The sequence below is a fragment of the Nocardia sp. NPDC041819 genome (assembly GCF_055590505.1).
Genome location: NZ_JBVJAP010000015.1, coordinates 18,553 through 35,001, shown reverse-complemented (window position 1 = coordinate 35,001; position 16,449 = coordinate 18,553). Strand labels below are relative to the sequence as shown.

Below are 16,449 nucleotides of genomic sequence, written 5' to 3'. Positions count from 1 at the left end.
CTTGTTCTGATCAGACGCAGGCACCGAGCATCTCCTCCATGGAATCGCGCACCGCCGTGGCGAGCACGCCGATGTCGGCCATCGCGTCGCGGTCGGCGTTGAGACCGTAGAACACTCGTCCGTCGTAGGACGTGATCCCGATGCTCGATGCCTGATTGCGCAGCAGTGGCGACACCGGGTACATCTCCAGCATCCGCGCGCCGCCGATGTACATCGGCGCCTGCGGACCCGGTGCGTTGGTGATCACCAGATTGAACGTGTGTTCTGCGAACGTACTCGCCGCGCGCACGCTCATCGCATGCAGGCTGGCCGGAGCGAAACCGGCCAAGTGCACGAGGGTGCGCGCGCGGACGCCACGGCGCTGACGTCCGTTCAGTTCGGTCGCGTGCGCGATGTGCGACAGCCGCATCACCGGATTCGGTTCGCCGACCGGCAGGTCGATCAGGAACGACGACACCTCGCTCGCCGTCTGCGCCTGGTCGCCGTCGGCTCCCTCGACGTACACCGACATCGGCACCACTGCCCGCAGCGCGGTCGACTCGGTGAGCGCTTCCCCGCGCGAGAGCAGCCAGTTGCGCAGCGCTCCGGTGACCACGGCGAGGATCGCGTCGTTGATCGAGCAACCGAAACGCCTGCGGATGGTGCGGTAGTCCGCCAGGTCGGTGCGCACCACGTCGAAGCGCCGGTTGCGCGAGGTACGGGCGTTCAGCGGGCTGGCGGGCGCGCCGGTCGCCGCGGTGCGCACCGCGGCGACCACCGACTCGACCGCCTTGCCCGCCGTCCCGAGCACCGCGAACGCGCCCGCGCTCGCGTCGCGGGCCACTTCCAGCGCCTTACGCGGCTGCGCTGCGAGATCGGCCAGCGCGCCCACCAGCAGCTCGACGTCGCCGGGTTCGCGCGGCGCGATCCAATCGTCACCGGCCAGTTCGCGGGGCGCGGGCCCCGCGTCGAGGATCACGTGACCGATCTCCAGCGCGGTGTCCCCGTCCACCAGGGCGGAATGCGTCTTGGTGAAGAGCGCGCAGCGGCCGTCGGACAGCCGTTCGATCAGGTACATCTCCCATAGCGGCCGGGCCGGATCCAACGGGTGGGAGGTGAGCCGGGCGACCAGGTCGTGCAGTTGTTCGTCGGTGCCGGGACCGGGGAGCGCCGAGCGCCGGATGTGGTAGGTGATGTCGAACCGGCTGTCCTCGACCCAGACCGGCCGCCCGAGCGACAGCGGGATCTCGCGCACCTTGCGCCGGTACCTCGGCACCAGCGGAAGCCTGCTCTCGACCAGGTCGACCAGCCGGTCGTAGTCCAGAACCGCCCGGCCCGCGCCGTCGCCGGGTTCGGTGTTCCGCAGGATCGCGAGAGAGCCGATATGGATCGGATTGCTACTCGACTCGAGCCGGTAGAAGGCCGTGTCCTGCGGCGTCAGTCTCGTGATCACGCTGCCCGGTACTCCTTTTCCCGATGCCGTCCCCCGCTTCATTGTGCTGCCGCGGTGACCGTTACCCCCACCGTTGCGGCATTTCCGATGAATCTCGTACACCCTATTCCCGCACCCCTGGATTCGGTGGCACGCCGCCCACTCGCCCTCGATGCCTCGATCCGATCACCGTCCGCACCGGGTCGCATGACAACCACATCACCCGCCCACATCGGCTCAACCACCGGTTTCGAGCGCAGGGAGACCTAGCATGGTCCGTTCGCGGGCCGGCTCGCGTTCCAGCGGCCGGTGCGTCCGCGCCGGAGTCGCCTGCGGCGGGTCGCTCGGACGCGAGCCAGGAAGGGGCCGCGAACACACAGCGCCGCAGGCGCTGCACATCGGATAGAGCATTACCATGAAACATGCAGCGGATTCCGCGCAACCGCGTGGGCCCGCACCGGCCCGGGGGCCGACGACACGATTTGACCACCGACCAGAGGACTGACGAGACCCGTGCCTGCGCTGACACTGACGAGGTTGCTACGGATTGGTGAGGGTCGCATTGTCAAGCGGCTCGCGCATTTCGCCGACCAGGTCCTCGCCCTCGAACCGGATTACGAAGACCTCAGCGACGCGGAGCTACGGGCCAAAACGGACGAGTTCCGCGAGCGCTACGCCGAGATGGCCGAGGAAGGCGAGACCGATCCGCTCGGCCAGCTGATGGCCGAGGCGTTCGCGGTCGCGCGTGAGGCGTCCTGGCGGGTGCTCAACCAGAAGCACTACAAGGTGCAGATCATGGGCGGCGCCGCGCTGCACACGGGCAATATCGCCGAGATGAAGACCGGTGAGGGCAAGACCCTCACCTCGGTGCTGCCCGCCTATCTGAACGCGATCAGCGGTGATGGCGTGCATGTTGTCACCACCAACGACTACCTGGCCAAGCGCGACTCCGAGTGGATGGGCCGCGTGCACCGCTTCCTCGGCCTCGAGGTGGGCGTGATCCTGTCCGGCATGAGCCCGGCGCAGCGGCGGGTGGCCTACGGCGCCGACATCACCTACGGCACGAACAACGAGTTCGGCTTCGACTACCTGCGCGACAACATGACGCACTCGCTGGACGATCTGGTGCAGCGCGGGCACAACTTCGCCATCGTCGACGAGGTCGACTCCATCCTCATCGACGAGGCGCGTACCCCGCTGATCATCTCCGGCCCGGCCGACGCCTCCTCGAAGTGGTACGCCGAGTTCGCGCGCATCGCGCCGCTGCTGAAGAAGGACCTGCACTACGAGGTCGACATCAAGAAGCGCACGATCGGCGTGCACGAGGCGGGCGTCGAGTTCGTCGAGGACCAGCTCGGCATCGACAACCTCTACGAGGCCGCCAACTCGCCGCTGGTGAGCTACCTGAACAACGCCATCAAAGCCAAGGAGCTCTACACCCGCGACAAGGACTACATCGTCCGCGACGGCGAGGTGATCATCGTCGACGAGTTCACCGGCCGCATCCTGGTCGGGCGCCGCTACAACGAGGGCATGCACCAGGCGATCGAGGCCAAGGAAGGGGTGGAGATCCAGCCGGAGAACCAGACCCTGGCCACGATCACTCTGCAGAACTACTTCCGCCTCTACGACAAGCTCTCCGGCATGACCGGTACGGCCGAGACCGAGGCCGCCGAGCTGCACCAGATCTACAACCTCGGCGTGGTCCCCATCCCGACCAACAAGCCGATGGTCCGCGCCGACCAGTCCGACCTGATCTACAAGACGGAGGAGGCCAAGTTCTCCGCCGTGGTCGACGACGTCACCGAGCGGCACGAGAACGGCCAGCCGGTGCTGATCGGCACCACGAGTGTCGAGCGCTCGGAGTACCTGTCCAAGCAGTTCACCAAGCGCGGCATCCCGCACAACGTGCTGAACGCGAAGTTCCACGAGAAGGAAGCCGAGATCATCGCCGAGGCGGGCAGGCCGGGCGCGGTGACCGTCGCGACGAACATGGCAGGCCGTGGTACCGACATCGTGCTCGGCGGCAACCCGGACATCATCGCCGACATCCTGCTGCGCAAGCAGGGCTTCGACCCGGTCGAGACGCCGGAGGAGTACGAGCGCGCCTGGCTGCCCACCCTGGACCAGGTGAAGGCCCAGACCGCCGAGGACGCCGACGCGGTGCGCGACGCGGGCGGCCTCTACGTGCTCGGCACCGAGCGGCACGAGTCGCGCCGCATCGACAACCAGCTGCGCGGCCGCTCCGGTCGTCAGGGCGACCCGGGCGAGTCCCGCTTCTACCTGTCGCTGGGTGACGAGCTGATGCGCCGGTTCAACGGCGCCGCGCTGGAAGCGATCATGACGCGGCTGAACCTGCCCGACGACGTGCCGATCGAGGCGAAGATGGTGTCCAAGGCCATCAAGAGCGCGCAGACGCAGGTCGAGCAGCAGAACTTCGAGATCCGCAAGAACGTCCTCAAGTACGACGAGGTGATGAACCAGCAGCGCACCATCATCTACGGCGAGCGCAACCGGATCCTGCGCGGCGAGGACATGGAGGGCCAGGTCCAGAGCATGATCACCGACGTGATCACCGCCTATGTGGACGGCGCCACCGCCGATGGCTACGTCGAGGACTGGGATCTGGACAAGCTGTGGACGGCGCTGAAGACGCTGTACCCGGTGAGCCTGGACTACCGGGACCTGACCGGCGAGACCGAGATCGGCGAGGCGGGCGAGCTGACCCGCGAGGAACTGCTCGAAGCGCTGCTGGACGACGCGCACGACGCGTACGAGCGCCGCGAGTCCGAGATCGACGGCCTGGCCGGCGAGGGCAGCATGCGCAATCTGGAACGGCAGGTGCTGCTGTCGGTACTCGACCGCAAGTGGCGCGAGCACCTCTACGAGATGGATTACCTCAAGGAGGGCATCGGGCTGCGCGCGATGGCGCAGCGCGACCCGCTGGTGGAGTACCAGCGCGAGGGCTTCGACATGTTCACCGCGATGCTCGACGGTCTCAAGGAGGAGTCGGTCGGCTTCCTGTTCAACCTGCAGGTCGAGGTGCAGCAGCCGCAGCCGGAAGGCGTCGCCGTCGGTCCGGGCCTGCGTTCGCCGGTCGGAGCCCCGCCCGCCCCGCCCGCTTTGCCCACCGAGGAGGCTCGGGTCGCCAACGGGCACGCCGCGCCCGCGGCCCTGCGTGCCAGGGGCATCGATGAGACCGCCCAGCGCGGTTTCAGCTACTCCGGCCCCGACGAGGGCGGCCGGGCCGCGGTGCACAGCGACGCCGAGGAATACGGCGCGGACGGTTCCCCGCAGCCCACCCGCCGTGAGCGCCGCGAGGCGGCTCGCGCGGACGCGAAGGGCCGGCGCGGCCCGAAGTCCCGCCGCCGCCACTGAACCGCTGAAACCGAAGGCGCCCGAGGTCTCCTCGGGCGCCTTCGCCGTGTATGGGGTCCGTACGGATCGGACGGTTCGGCTGCACCGACCGGGCACGGCCGCACGGACGGCCGGCCCGCCGGTGCATCACGACACGCGAGTGCTAAGCCGAACGCGCCGCAACAGCCGGGCGGACCGGCGTATCTTCCTGGCGTGGACCGCGCAGCTGTCGAAGCATGGGTCGCCGGATACGAGCGAGCCTGGCGGTCGGCGGGCACGGAACAACTCGCCGACCTGTTCGCCGCGGACGCCGGATACCTCGTCTCGCCGTGGGCGCGGCCGCTGACCGGCCTCGACGCGCTCGCCGACTTCTGGGAAGGCGGCCGAGACGGGCCCGGCGAGCAGTTCGCCCTGCGATCGAGCATCGTCGCGGTGGACGGGGACACCGCGGTGGTCCGGGTGGAGGTGGAATACGCACGGGACACCCCGGCGCGGTGGCGAGATCTGTGGATCCTGCGCTTCGATCAGGGTGGCCGCTGTGTGTGGTTCGAAGAGTGGCCGTTCGCGCCCGGACAGCCGGACGGGCACTGACCCGCTTACCAGGGGTCGTTGGAGGTCAGGGCGACGAGCAAGAGGCGGATGGCGGCCACCCGGCGTTCCTTGCCGGGAAGCTCGTCCAGCGCGCATTCGGGGTCGGCGGGCGGGCCGAGATGGGTGCAGCCGCGCGGGCAGTCCTCGATGGCTCCGGCGAGATCGGTGAAGGCGGCGATCACGTCGTCCGGGGTGATGTGGGCCAGACCGAACGATCGCACCCCGGGTGTGTCGATGACCCAGCCGCCATCCGGCAACGGGAGTGCCACCGACTGGGTGGAGGTGTGCTTGCCCTTGCCCACCCCCGACACCACGCCCACGGCCCGCTCCGCATCCGGCACAAGACGATTGACCAGCGTGGACTTGCCGACGCCGGAGTGGCCGATCAGCGCGGTGAGGTGGTCGGTGAGCAGTTCCAGGACCGGCTCGAGCGGATCATCGATGCCGCCGTAGACGATGGTGAGATCGAGATCGTCGAAGGCGGCGGCGAATTCGGAATCGGCGGCCAGATCGTGCTTGGTCAGGCACAGAACCGGTTGCAGCCCACCGGCGTACGCGGCGACCATCGCCCGTTCCACGAAGCCGGTGCGCGGAGGCGGGTCGGCGAGCGCGACCACGATGAACAGCCGCTCCGCGTTGCCGACCACGAGTCGCTCGTACGGATCGGTGTCGTCGGCGGTGCGGCGCAACACCGTTCGCCGGTCGGCGACCCGGACGATGCGGGCGAGGCTGTCCGGTCGCCCGGACAGATCGCCGACCACGTCCACCTGGTCGCCGACCACGATAGGGGTGCGACCCAGTTCCCGGGCCCGCATCGCGACGATGCGGCGCTCCGGATCGCCGCCGAGGACACACCCCCAGCGCCCCCGGTCGACCGAGACCACCATGGCCGGCTCGGCGTCGTTGTGCTGCGGCCGGGTCTTGGTGCGGGGACGGGAACTCCGCCCCGGACGAACCCGGACATCGGATTCGTCGTAGCTGGCCGCGGAGCGCCGTCCCCCGCTCAGCGCGCCTCTCCTTCGTCGGATAGCGCGGGTTCGAGCATGCGTTCCCAGAGGGCGACGAAGTTCGGCAGAGTCTTGGCCGTGGTGCCGATGTCCTCGATCTCGATGCCGGGCACCCGGAGGCCGAGAATGGCTCCCGCCGTGGCCATCCGGTGATCGGCGTAGGAATGCCACTTGCCGCCGTGCAGGTCGGTGGGCACGATCTCCAGCCCGTCCTCGGTCTCGGTCACCTTGCCGCCGAGGCGGTTGATCTCGGTGGAAAGCGCTGCGAGACGGTCGGTTTCGTGCCCGCGCAGGTGGGAGATCCCGCGCAGCACGGACGGGGAATCGGCCAACGCCGCCAGCGCGGCGACGGTGGGCGTCAGCTCGCCCACGTCGTGCAGGTCGATGTCGATGCCCGCCAGCCGGTCAGGGCCGTGCACGGTGAGCACGCCGTCGAAGATCCGCGCTTCGGCGCCCATCCGCACGAGGATCTCGCGGATCACGTCACCCGGCTGGGTGGTCAGCCGCGGCCAGTGCGGGATGCTGACCGTGCCACCCGTGACCGCGGCCGCGGCCAGGAACGGGGTGGCGTTGGACAGATCCGGCTCGACCTCCCAGTCCACCGCGCGGATCGGTCCCGGTTCCACGGTCCAGGTCTGCGCCTTGAAGCTGTCCGCGGGCGCCTGCACCCGCACGTCGGCGCGGCGCAGCATCTCCACCGTCATCTCGATGTGCGGCATCGACGGCAGCGGCTTGCCGTCGTGGTGCACCACCAGGCCTTCGTCGAAGCGCGCGGCCGACAGCAGCAGGCCGGAGACGAACTGCGACGATCCGGACGCGTCGATCGTCACGGTGCCGCCGCGCAGCGCGCCCTTGCCGTGCACCGTGAACGGCAGCGTGTCGCCGTCGACATCGGCGCCGAGCGCGCGCAGCGCGTCCAGGATGGTGCGCAACGGACGGATCCTGGCCTGTTCGTCACCGTCGAACGCGACATCGCCCGACGCCAGCGCCGCGACCGGCGGCAGGAAGCGCATCACCGTGCCCGCGAGCCCGCAGTCGACCGTGCCGCCTCCCAGCGGCGCCGGGGTCACCGTCACCGTGTCACCCGCACCCTCGATGTCCGCGCCGAGCGCGCGCAGTGCGGTGATCATCAGGTCGGTGTCACGGCTGCGCAGCGCGCCGGTGATGGTGGAGGGGCCGTCGGCCAGGGCGGCCAGAATGAGCGCCCGGTTGGTGATCGATTTCGATCCGGGCAGGGTCACGGTCGCGTGTACGGGGACCTCGACATGGGGCGCTGGCCAGAAGTTCACTCGTCCATCATCACACGGTGTTGTTTTCCAGCGCCTGCGGCGCTGGGTGTTCGCGGCCCCTTTGTGGCTCGCGTTTGCGCGACCGCCGCTCGCTCCTTCGTCGCCTACGCGACGGCCGCGCAAACGCGAGCCGGGCCGCGAACGGAACATGCTCGGTCTCGCTTCGCTCGAAACCTGGAGTTGGGTGCGCTGGGCGCGTAGGGGCGCGAGCTCTGGGCATCGTGCACGCGGTTCGTTGTGGTCGGCGGTTGTCCCGTCGACCGGTGATCAGGCGCGACCGCGGCGGCCGTGCGAATTCGAGCCGGGCCGCGAACGGCGGATGCTCGGTTTCGCTTCGCTCGAAACCGGGGGCGGCGGGGCGCTGGGCGCGTCGGTATCGGAACTTCCTTACTAGTGCACGGTTGTGTAGTGGCTGGGCGTTGGTTGTCGGCTCGGCTGTCGCTTGCTTCTTCGTCGTCTGTGCGGCGGCCGCTTCGGCGCGAATCGGGCTGTGTTGGTGTTTCCTGGAATCTGCTCGGCGACGCGTGCCACGGGCTCGCCGATGTCGACGGCGCCGGCCTGGACACCACCCGCGAAGCCGCGCGGGTGCGGCGCCCGCTCGACCGTCTCGGCGCTATGAGCGGTACTGGCTGTACCCGGGCGGCGTCCGCACGCTGGGTAGTCGAGCGCTCTTTCGGCTCGGGCCGCGAACGGCGGACGGTTGGTCTCGCTTCTGCATGGCGGCCACTCGGACGTGAGTGAGGCCGCGACCGGCGCATGCTCGGAGCGCTTTGTACACCGACCGGGAGTTCGGCCGAAGTTGTTGCGCGAGAAGGGATATACCGGGTGGGATGTGGTGGTGCCGACCGCGTGCCCCGTTTGCGCGGTTCCCGGGGCGCGGACGTTGCCCGACCGGCTTTCATAGCGCTCGCCGTCGCGATCAGCGGCGCGCAAGGCGTTCTACAGGCGGACTGCTCTGGCACCTATGCGCGGGGCAGGGTACGCGACGACGTCGAGTACCCGGCCCCGGCCGTTCGGATTGTTACTTGTGCCGCCCGTGCAGGAACGGAACGAGCTTGCGCAGCAGCTTCATCGTGGAGTCGGTGCGGCTGTAGCTCAGCAGCGCCATTCCGGGAACGGTGAAGCGCTGCACCGCGATCGAGTGCGGGCGGGTGAACTCGCGCAGACCCGGCTCGCCGTGGATGCGGCCGATGCCGGAATCGCCGACGCCGCCGAAGGGCAGGCCGGGGATGGCGGCGAAGGCGAGCACGGAGTTGACCGAGGTGGCGCCGACGCGCAGCCTGCGCGCGATGTCGAGGCCGTTCTTCTTCGAGTAGACCGCCGAGGACAGGCCGTACTTGGAGTTGTTGGCCAGTTCGACCGCCTCGTCCACGCCGTCGACGGTGCGGATGGTGATGGTCGGGCCGAAGGTCTCCTCGGCCACCGCCTCGGAGTTCTCGTCCACGTCGACCAGCACGACCGGTTCGATGAACGGCGCCTTGACCGACTCGGGGCCGCCGAGCACCGCGGTGCCGCCGTTCTTCAACGCGTCCTCGATGTGGCGGCGCACGATGTCGATCTGGCTCGGCATGGTCATCGGACCGTAGGCGGCCTTGTCGTCCGAGCCGGGCTTGATGTCGGTGAGGATGCGCTTGACCTCGGCGACGAACTCCTCGCGCACCGAGCGGTCGACGTAGACCCGCTCGACGCCCGCGCAGGTCTGGCCGCTGTTGGCGGTGGCGCCCCAGGCGACCGCGTCCGCGGCGGCCTTGATGTCGGCGTCGGCGGCGACGATCACCGCGTCCTTGCCGCCGCACTCCAGCAGCACCGGGGTGAGCCGCTCCGCGGCGGCGGCCATGATCCGCTTGCCGGTGGCGGTGGAGCCGGTGAACGCGATCTTGTCGACCTCCGAGCGGACCAGCGCCGCGCCCGTCGCGCCGTAACCGTTGATGGTGAGGAAGACGCCCTCGGGCAGCTCGGGGTTGGCCGCGGCGAACGCGTCGGCGAGGAAGTTGCCGATGCCGGTGGAGTATTCGCTCGGCTTGAACACGACGGTGTTACCCGCGGCCAGCGCGTAGGCGATGGAGCCGTTCGGCGTGTAGACCGGGTAGTTCCACGGGCCGATCACGCCGACCACACCGAGCGGGCGCTGCTCGAGCCGGGCGCTGAAGTTCGACATCAGCGCGCCGGGGGAGACCTTCTTGGGTCCGAGCACCTTCTTGGCGTTCTTGGCCGCCCAGGCGATGTGCTCGAGCGCGAGCATCAGTTCCAGGAAGGCGTCGTCGAGCGGCTTGCCGTTCTCGGCGTGGATCAACTCGCAGAATTTCTCCGAGTCCTGCACCAGCTTGCTCGACCAGCGCAGCAGGTGCGTGCGCCGTTCGTCGAAACTCAGCGCGCCCCACGTGGCGGCCGCGGCGCGAGCCTTGGCGACCGCGGCGGCCACCGCGGCGTCGTCGGCGATGACGTGCGTGCCGATCACCTCGCCTGTCGCCGGATTGACCGACGTCAGTGCCGTGTCGTGATCGGCCGGTTTGGTGTCGGTGGATGTCACAGTGGGTCTCCTCTTGCCGTCTCCGGTGGACGGTCGATGCGCGTGTCCGAGTGGACGGGCAGCCCGTCCTTCCGATGAGAGAATGCTATGCCACAACTCTCAACTGGTCACCAGCTATGTACCAATTGTCCCCGACTCTGTCGGTGGCGAGTGGGACTATCGGGATATGTGCGGACGATATGCGACCACGACCAACCCCGGCAGGCTCGCGGTCGAGTTGGATGCGATCGACGAGACCGACTCCGCGGACCAGAGCTCTTTCACCAACTACAACGTCGCTCCGACCACCCAGGTTCTCACCGTGGTCGAGCGGCACGACCAGGGCGGCGAGCACGACGACCCGAAGCGGCGGATCCGGCGGATGCGCTGGGGATTGATCCCGGTGTGGACCAAGGCCGCCGAGCCCGGTGTCCCGGTGAAGGGCAAGCCGCTGTTCAACGCCCGCGCGGACAAGGCCGCCACCACGCCCTCGTTCCGCGACGCCGTGAAGTACCGGCGTTGCCTGGTACCGATGGACGGCTGGTACGAGTGGATCGTGGAGCCGAACGGCGAGAAGGGCGCGAAGGGGAAAGTCGCCAAGCATCCGTACTACATGGCCCACGCGGACGGTTCCCGCCTCTACATGGCCGGTCTGTGGTCGGTTTGGCGCGACCGGTCCCAGCCGGAGAGTCAGCCCCTGCTGTCGTGCACCATCCTGACCACCGACGCGGTCGGCGACCTGACCCGCATCCACGACCGGATGCCACTGCCCATGCCGCGCCAGCACTGGGACGCGTGGCTGGACCCGGATCACCCGGCGCCCGCGAGCCTGCTCGAGACGCCGTCGGAGGAAGCGGTCGCCGATATCGTGGCCCGTCCGGTGCCCGCGCTGGTCAACAGCGTGCGCAACAACGGACCGGAACTGCTTGCCCGGGTGGAGGATCAGAAGGACGCCGAGCAGATCAGCCTGTTGTGAACGAGAGTCCGGGCCCGTATCGATCGGCCTCCGCACGCTCACGCAGTTCGATTGGGTAGCCAGGCACTCCTGGCCCAGCAATATCTCGCGGGCCGAGGTGCCGGTGTGACCGCCTGGCGCGACCACACCGGCCCGACTACCGGTTTCGAGCGAAGCGAGACCGAGCATGTTCCGTTCGCGGCCCGGCTCGCGTTTGCGCGGCCGTCGCGTAGGCGACGAAGGAGCAAGCGGCGGTCGCGCAAACGCGAGCCATAAGGGGGCCGCGAACACGCCGCGACGAAGTCGCGGCCAAAACTACAGCGAGCACTTCACGCTCGGTGAGGCGATATTGAGCCCGCATTTGATGATTCCAGCGACCAGGTCGATCAGCTTGGTGGTGACGTTCCCGCTGAGTTTCTCGGCCTTTCCGGCCTTGTCATCACTCTTCGATCCCTGACCGTCGAAGTCGAACACGGAATCGCTGACCTGCGTGACCGGCGAGGTGCCCGGCGAGGCGGCGGCCTCGGGCGCTAGGAGCGTTACCGGACCGAGAGCCAAGACGAGCACTCCGGACAACGCGACGATCACGGCGCGCACACGCTGGTGCGTAGACATTCGCATCACATCCTCACGAGTCGGGTCGATCTGGCCAGTTCAGTAACGCACAGATCGCGCCGATGGTGGACGAATTACGCGGATGTCACGGGGGCGGTCACCGCGGCGGTCAACCGGATCAGGTCGGCGGGCGCCAGCTCGATCTCCAGTCCGCGCCGTCCGGCGCTGCACAGCATCCGGTCCCAGCCCAGCGCCGACTCGTCGATCACGGTGGGCAGCGGCTTGCGCTGACCGAGCGGGGAGATGCCGCCGAGCACGTACCCGGTGGTCTTCTCCGCCCGCGTCTTGTCCGCCATGCTCGCCTTCGGCGCGCCGAGCGCCGCGGCCGCGGCTTTGAGCGACAGGGTGTTCGGCACCGGAAGCACGGCCACCGCGAGCGAGCCGGTGGCGAGTTCGATGACCAACGTCTTGAAGATCTGCTCGGCCGCGACGCCGAGTTCGGCGCCCAGCGCGTCGACCGCCTCGGTGCCGTAGGAGTCGGCGCGCGGATCGTGCTTGTAGGCGTGCACCCGATGGGACACCTTCGCCTGGGTCAACGCGCGGATCGCCGGAGTCGAGCCTGCTGCCATGGCCAAACCTTAACGGCGGCCGTAGCCCGGCCTGCAACGGGATTTCCTGCGCATTCACCGCGAGCGGGAGGAACCCGGGAACACCGGACGGGTCGCGCATGTTGTAGCCGGTACACCGCGCTCGGACTGGTTTCCAGCGCGTGAGCAGGCCCTATGGATACGTGAAGGAGATGCCTGTGCCCGTGCTGCTCGACGACCGCCCGGTATGGACCGAGGTGTCCCCGGCGGACGGCGGATTCTCCTTCGATATGCCGATGCCGGTAGATTTGGCAGGTACGGCGATCGAAGGGACAGGTGTGACGAGCGACGATGACGTGGCGGCCGACGATGTCGGCGCCGTCGACGATGCCGAGCTGGCACAGCGGTTCGAACGGGACGCGCTCCCGTTGCTCGACCAGCTCTACGGCGCCGCGCTGCGCATGACCAGGAATCCGGCGGATGCCGAGGACTTGGTCCAGGAGACCTACGTCAAGGCCTACCAGGGCTTCAAGTCGTTCCGGGAGGGCACCAACCTGCGTGCCTGGCTGTACCGGATCCTGACCAACACCTACATCAACTCCTATCGCAAGAAGCAGCGCCAGCCCGCCCAGTATCCGACCGACGAGATCACCGACTGGCAGCTGGCCGCGACCGCCGAGCACACCTCACAGGGTCTGCGCTCGGCCGAGGTCGAGGCGCTGGACGCGTTACCGGACGACGACATCAAGGCCGCGCTGCAGGAACTTCCGGAGGAGTTCCGCATGGCGGTGTACTACGCCGATGTCGAAGGCTTCCCGTACAAGGAGATCGCCGACATCATGGGCACGCCCATCGGTACGGTGATGTCCCGGCTGCATCGCGGCCGCAAGCAACTGAAGGGTTTGCTCGCCGATGTCGCGCGCGAGCGCGGTTTCAACCGTTCGGGGGAACGCCAGGAGGTCAAGCAGTGAGTACCGAACGGGACCCCGACATGGAGCTCGACTGCACGGCGGTGCTGGCCGACGTGTGGTTGATGCTGGACGGGGAGTGCGACGAGGCGACCAGGGCGCGGTTGCAGCACCACATGGAGCACTGCAGTCCGTGTATCGAGGCATACGGCATCGAGGAGAAGGTCAAGAGCCTGCTCAGCCGCAAATGTGGCGGTGATCGCGCGCCCGATTCGTTGCGAGAGCGCCTGACCATCGAGATCCGCCGGACGTTCGTCGTCGGGGAGACCTCGGTCGACACCTCGGAGTAGCCGGTCGGTGAAACGTGAGCGGCACGCATTCCCGCTGGAAGTGCGTGCCGCTTCGTGCTTTTCGAGCCGAGCGTCGCGCTCAGGCGTTGGGCCGCTTGCCGTGGTTGGCTGCGTTCCCCTTGCGGCTACGCTTCTTACGTCCGCGCTTACCCATGAGTAGTCTCCCTTCTGATTGAAGGCCATTCTTTCACGTGTGGTTGGCTGTACCGTCAGCGGATACAGGCCAACGAGTGAATGGGGTGCCATGGCTGAGGAAGTGCTCGCCGAGCTGGTGTCGGTCGTCTACCAGGTCGTCGCCAAGGAGGGCGACGAAGTCCGGGAGGGCGACACCCTGGTGATCCTCGAGTCGATGAAGATGGAGATCCCGGTGCTCGCGGAGTCCAGTGGCACAGTGACTTCGATCGGCGTCAAGGAGGGCGACGCGATCAAGGCGGGCCACCTGATCGCGGTCATCTCCTGATCGATTGCGGCGGTAGATCTGCATGGCGACACTGAGCGAGCTGCTGGCCGAGCACACCGACCTCCCCGGGGTCGCCGTGGACCATCTGCAGCGGGTGGTGGGCGATTGGCAGCTGCTGGCCGATCTGTCCTTCGCCGATCTGCTGCTGTGGGTCGGTGCGGGCCCCGTGACGGAGGGCGCGGACATCGTCTGTGTCGCGCAGTGCCGTCCCACCACCGCACACACCGTGCACCAAGAGGATCTGGTCGGTACGTCCGCGGTACAGGCCGAACATCCGCAGGTTTTCGAGGCGCTGGCCAGCGGCGATATCGTGCGAGCCGACAGCGACGTCGAGACATCCGGCGTCTACCACCCGCGTCCGGTGCACGCCATCCGCGAGGCCATCCCCGTGCGCTGCGGTGACGATGTGATCGCCGTGCTGAGCCGGGACACCGATCTGCAACGCTCCCGGGTGCGCAGTCAGCTGGAGAGCGCGTACGTGGCGTGCGCGGACGATCTGTGCCAGATGATCGCCGACGGCACCTTCCCGACCACCGAGGATCGCGCGGCCACCCATTCCAGCCCGCGCGCCGGGGACGGCTTCATCCGGCTCGACACCGACGGCATCGTCGTCTACGCCAGTCCGAACGCGCTGTCGGCCTATCACCGGATGGGCCTGCAGGCCGACCTGGTCGGCCAGGATCTCGCCGTCACCACCCGGTCCCTGATCACCGATCCCTTCGACGCCCAGGAAGTGGTCGGCGACATCCAGGCCGCGCTGGCCGGGCGGACCGGCCGCCGGATGGAGGTCGAGGCGCGCGGAGCCACCGTGCTGCTGCGCACCCTCGTGCTGCGCCCGCACGGCGAGTTGGCCGGCGCCGCCGTTCTCGTCCGCGACGTCACCGAGGTCAAGCGGCGCGATCGCGCCCTGCTGAGCAAGGACGCCACCATCCGGGAGATCCACCACCGGGTGAAGAACAATTTGCAGACCGTCGCCGCGCTGCTGCGCCTACAGGCGCGCCGCACCGAGAACGAGGAGGCGCAGGTCGCGCTCACCGAATCGGTGCGCAGGGTCACCTCCATCGCGTCGGTGCACGAGATGCTGTCGATGTCGGTGGACGAAGAGGTCGATCTCGACGAGGTCGTCGACCGGCTGCTGCCGATCATGGCCGACGTGGCCACGGTGCACACCACGCGCATCAAGGTGCGCCGCGCGGGCTCGCTCGGTGTGTTCTCCGCCGAACGCGCCACCCCGCTGGTGATGGTGCTCACCGAACTGGTGCAGAACGCCATCGAGCACGCCTTCGATTCGGGCGAAAACGGCACGGTGACAATCCGTTCCGAGCGTTCGGCGCGCTGGCTGGACGTGATCATCAGCGACGACGGCCGCGGCCTACCGCCCGGGTTCAGCCTGGAGTCCTCCGATCGGCTCGGCCTCCAGATCGTCCGGACCTTGGTCACCGCCGAACTCGGCGGTTCCATCGGCCTGCATCCCGGCGCCGATATCGGCACCGATGCCGTCCTGCGGGTCCCGCTGGGCCGTCGTTCGGGCCGCTGACCGATCGGCGGTGGACGGACCCGCCGCTTCGGCACCGGTCGCGTGCGAACTCCCGGGACCTGTTGCTCGGAGGTCGCGGGCGGGCGCTACTCGGGTGCGGTCGGCGGCTTGCGGCGCAGTACCCCTCCGAATGTCCGTATCGGGTGGAATGCGAGGTGCGGGCCGGATTCGCTACTCGTCCCGTGCGCTGGAGAACCGACTACTTTCGCACAGGTCCCGCGCATTCGCGAGTCGAATCGCCGACCGGTCGCAATTGCCGCAATTGCCGTTGCACGCAACCGTATTGGGTCGGTTCCCGTTTCCTCCGCGAAGCGAGACCGGGTATTTCCAGTTCGTGATCCGGCGGGCATAAACAACACAGCCCGGCACCTATGGGTGCCGGGCTGAAATGCGTTACCGGGCCGGGCTGAATGGCCCGGTAATGCTGATCGTCTGGCTCAGACGACAGTGCGGGTGCGGGTGCGCGCGTTGCGACGCTTGAGCGCCCGGCGCTCGTCTTCGCTCATACCACCCCACACGCCGGCGTCTTGTCCGGACTTCAGGGCCCAGGACAGGCAGTCGGCGGTTACGGGGCAGCGAGCGCAGACCAGCTTGGCATCGGCAATCTGCGCGAGCGCCGGACCACTGTTACCCACCGGGAAAAACAGCTCGGGGTCCTCATCGCGACAGATGGCCTTGTGGCGCCAGTCCATTCCTCTGCTCCTTTGCTGGGCGCCGCATGGGGCGCCTATGGGTTTGTGGTTCGTTCACTTGTGCGACTCGAATGTTTCCGCACGGTTGCTTGTGAATGCTTTCACGAACACCGTAGATGTCAATAGGCACGCGGTGCACCGTGGGGAAGCTCACGCTCTGAAGGCCCCCACAGGGGGAAGCCTGCCCGGTCCTTTGTACTCGCTCCACCGGGTTTTCGCAGCACTACCCGCGATGTTTTCG

15 protein-coding genes and 1 pseudogene are annotated in these 16,449 nt (G+C 68.2%); 8 read left to right on the top strand and 8 right to left on the bottom strand.

Annotation, left to right across the window (positions count from 1 at the left end):
• Positions 1-10 precede the first annotated feature (10 nt).
• A complete protein-coding gene (locus ACZ6DL_RS30955) occupies positions 11-1,432 on the bottom strand; it encodes a WS/DGAT/MGAT family O-acyltransferase (protein ID WP_466056398.1) in 1,422 nt (473 codons plus the stop codon).
• Positions 1,433-1,924: 492 nt separating this feature from the next.
• On the opposite strand from ACZ6DL_RS30955, the gene secA reads away from it, so the two are divergent.
• Positions 1,925-4,789, top strand: a complete 2,865-nt coding sequence (secA, locus tag ACZ6DL_RS30950; RefSeq protein WP_466056396.1) for a preprotein translocase subunit SecA — start codon at positions 1,925-1,927, stop codon at positions 4,787-4,789.
• Positions 4,790-4,981: 192 nt separating this feature from the next.
• The gene (locus ACZ6DL_RS30945; protein WP_466056394.1) at positions 4,982-5,359 is read left to right on the top strand and encodes a YybH family protein; all 378 of its coding nucleotides are present in this window, start codon (positions 4,982-4,984) and stop codon (positions 5,357-5,359) included.
• A 5-nt stretch (positions 5,360-5,364) separates the two neighbouring features.
• Here the strand turns inward: ACZ6DL_RS30945 and rsgA are convergent, their stop codons facing one another.
• Both rsgA and aroA read right to left on the bottom strand, forming a co-directional pair.
• Positions 5,365-6,246, bottom strand: coding sequence for a ribosome small subunit-dependent GTPase A (gene rsgA / locus ACZ6DL_RS30940; RefSeq protein WP_062973782.1), 882 nt, complete (start codon positions 6,244-6,246; stop codon positions 5,365-5,367).
• Between the two features lie 116 nt (positions 6,247-6,362).
• Complete coding sequence (gene aroA, locus ACZ6DL_RS30935; RefSeq protein ID WP_466056392.1) at positions 6,363-7,655, bottom strand: 3-phosphoshikimate 1-carboxyvinyltransferase; 1,293 nt, start codon at positions 7,653-7,655, stop codon at positions 6,363-6,365.
• 501 nt (positions 7,656-8,156) lie between these two features.
• Here aroA and ACZ6DL_RS30930 point away from each other — a divergent pair.
• Positions 8,157-8,296 (top strand): annotated as a pseudogene (locus ACZ6DL_RS30930) (hypothetical protein); the annotation flags it as partial.
• A 380-nt stretch (positions 8,297-8,676) separates the two neighbouring features.
• On the opposite strand, the gene ACZ6DL_RS30925 reads toward ACZ6DL_RS30930, so the two are convergent.
• Positions 8,677-10,185 carry an aldehyde dehydrogenase family protein gene (locus tag ACZ6DL_RS30925; protein WP_466056390.1) on the bottom strand — a complete coding sequence of 503 codons (1,509 nt, stop codon included), beginning with the start codon at positions 10,183-10,185 and terminating at the stop codon, positions 8,677-8,679.
• Positions 10,186-10,351: 166 nt separating this feature from the next.
• Between ACZ6DL_RS30925 and ACZ6DL_RS30920 the strand changes: the two genes are divergently transcribed.
• Positions 10,352-11,140 (top strand): SOS response-associated peptidase, encoded by a 789-nt coding sequence (locus ACZ6DL_RS30920; RefSeq protein ID WP_466056388.1) that lies wholly within the window; start codon positions 10,352-10,354, stop codon positions 11,138-11,140.
• A gap of 294 nt (positions 11,141-11,434) precedes the next feature.
• On the opposite strand, the gene ACZ6DL_RS30915 is transcribed toward ACZ6DL_RS30920, so the two are convergent.
• The gene (locus ACZ6DL_RS30915) at positions 11,435-11,734 is read right to left on the bottom strand and encodes a hypothetical protein (RefSeq protein ID WP_466056386.1); all 300 of its coding nucleotides are present in this window, start codon (positions 11,732-11,734) and stop codon (positions 11,435-11,437) included.
• Positions 11,735-11,808: 74 nt separating this feature from the next.
• Positions 11,809-12,303: a Cys-tRNA(Pro) deacylase gene (gene ybaK, locus ACZ6DL_RS30910; protein WP_393239243.1), complete on the bottom strand. Its 495-nt coding sequence runs from the start codon at positions 12,301-12,303 to the stop codon at positions 11,809-11,811.
• A gap of 296 nt (positions 12,304-12,599) precedes the next feature.
• Here ybaK and ACZ6DL_RS30905 point away from each other — a divergent pair, with 296 nt between their 5' ends.
• A complete protein-coding gene (locus tag ACZ6DL_RS30905) occupies positions 12,600-13,232 on the top strand; it encodes a sigma-70 family RNA polymerase sigma factor (RefSeq protein ID WP_063053296.1) in 633 nt (210 codons plus the stop codon).
• A gap of 20 nt (positions 13,233-13,252) precedes the next feature.
• Positions 13,253-13,519 carry a mycothiol system anti-sigma-R factor gene (gene rsrA / locus ACZ6DL_RS30900; RefSeq protein ID WP_393239326.1) on the top strand — a complete coding sequence of 89 codons (267 nt, stop codon included), beginning with the start codon at positions 13,253-13,255 and terminating at the stop codon, positions 13,517-13,519.
• Positions 13,520-13,598: 79 nt separating this feature from the next.
• Here the strand turns inward: rsrA and ACZ6DL_RS30895 are convergent, their stop codons facing one another.
• Positions 13,599-13,673, bottom strand: coding sequence for a 50S ribosomal protein bL37 (locus tag ACZ6DL_RS30895; protein WP_022597109.1), 75 nt, complete (start codon positions 13,671-13,673; stop codon positions 13,599-13,601).
• Between the two features lie 90 nt (positions 13,674-13,763).
• Between ACZ6DL_RS30895 and ACZ6DL_RS30890 the strand changes: the two genes are divergently transcribed.
• On the top strand, positions 13,764-13,979 hold the full coding sequence (locus ACZ6DL_RS30890; RefSeq protein ID WP_357131864.1) for a biotin/lipoyl-binding carrier protein: 216 nt from the start codon (positions 13,764-13,766) through the stop codon (positions 13,977-13,979).
• A gap of 22 nt (positions 13,980-14,001) precedes the next feature.
• Positions 14,002-15,516 (top strand): sensor histidine kinase, encoded by a 1,515-nt coding sequence (locus ACZ6DL_RS30885; RefSeq protein WP_357046112.1) that lies wholly within the window; start codon positions 14,002-14,004, stop codon positions 15,514-15,516.
• A gap of 437 nt (positions 15,517-15,953) precedes the next feature.
• Here ACZ6DL_RS30885 and ACZ6DL_RS30880 read toward each other — a convergent pair whose 3' ends face one another.
• On the bottom strand, positions 15,954-16,208 hold the full coding sequence (locus ACZ6DL_RS30880) for a WhiB family transcriptional regulator (protein ID WP_011211115.1): 255 nt from the start codon (positions 16,206-16,208) through the stop codon (positions 15,954-15,956).
• Positions 16,209-16,449 lie beyond the last annotated feature (241 nt).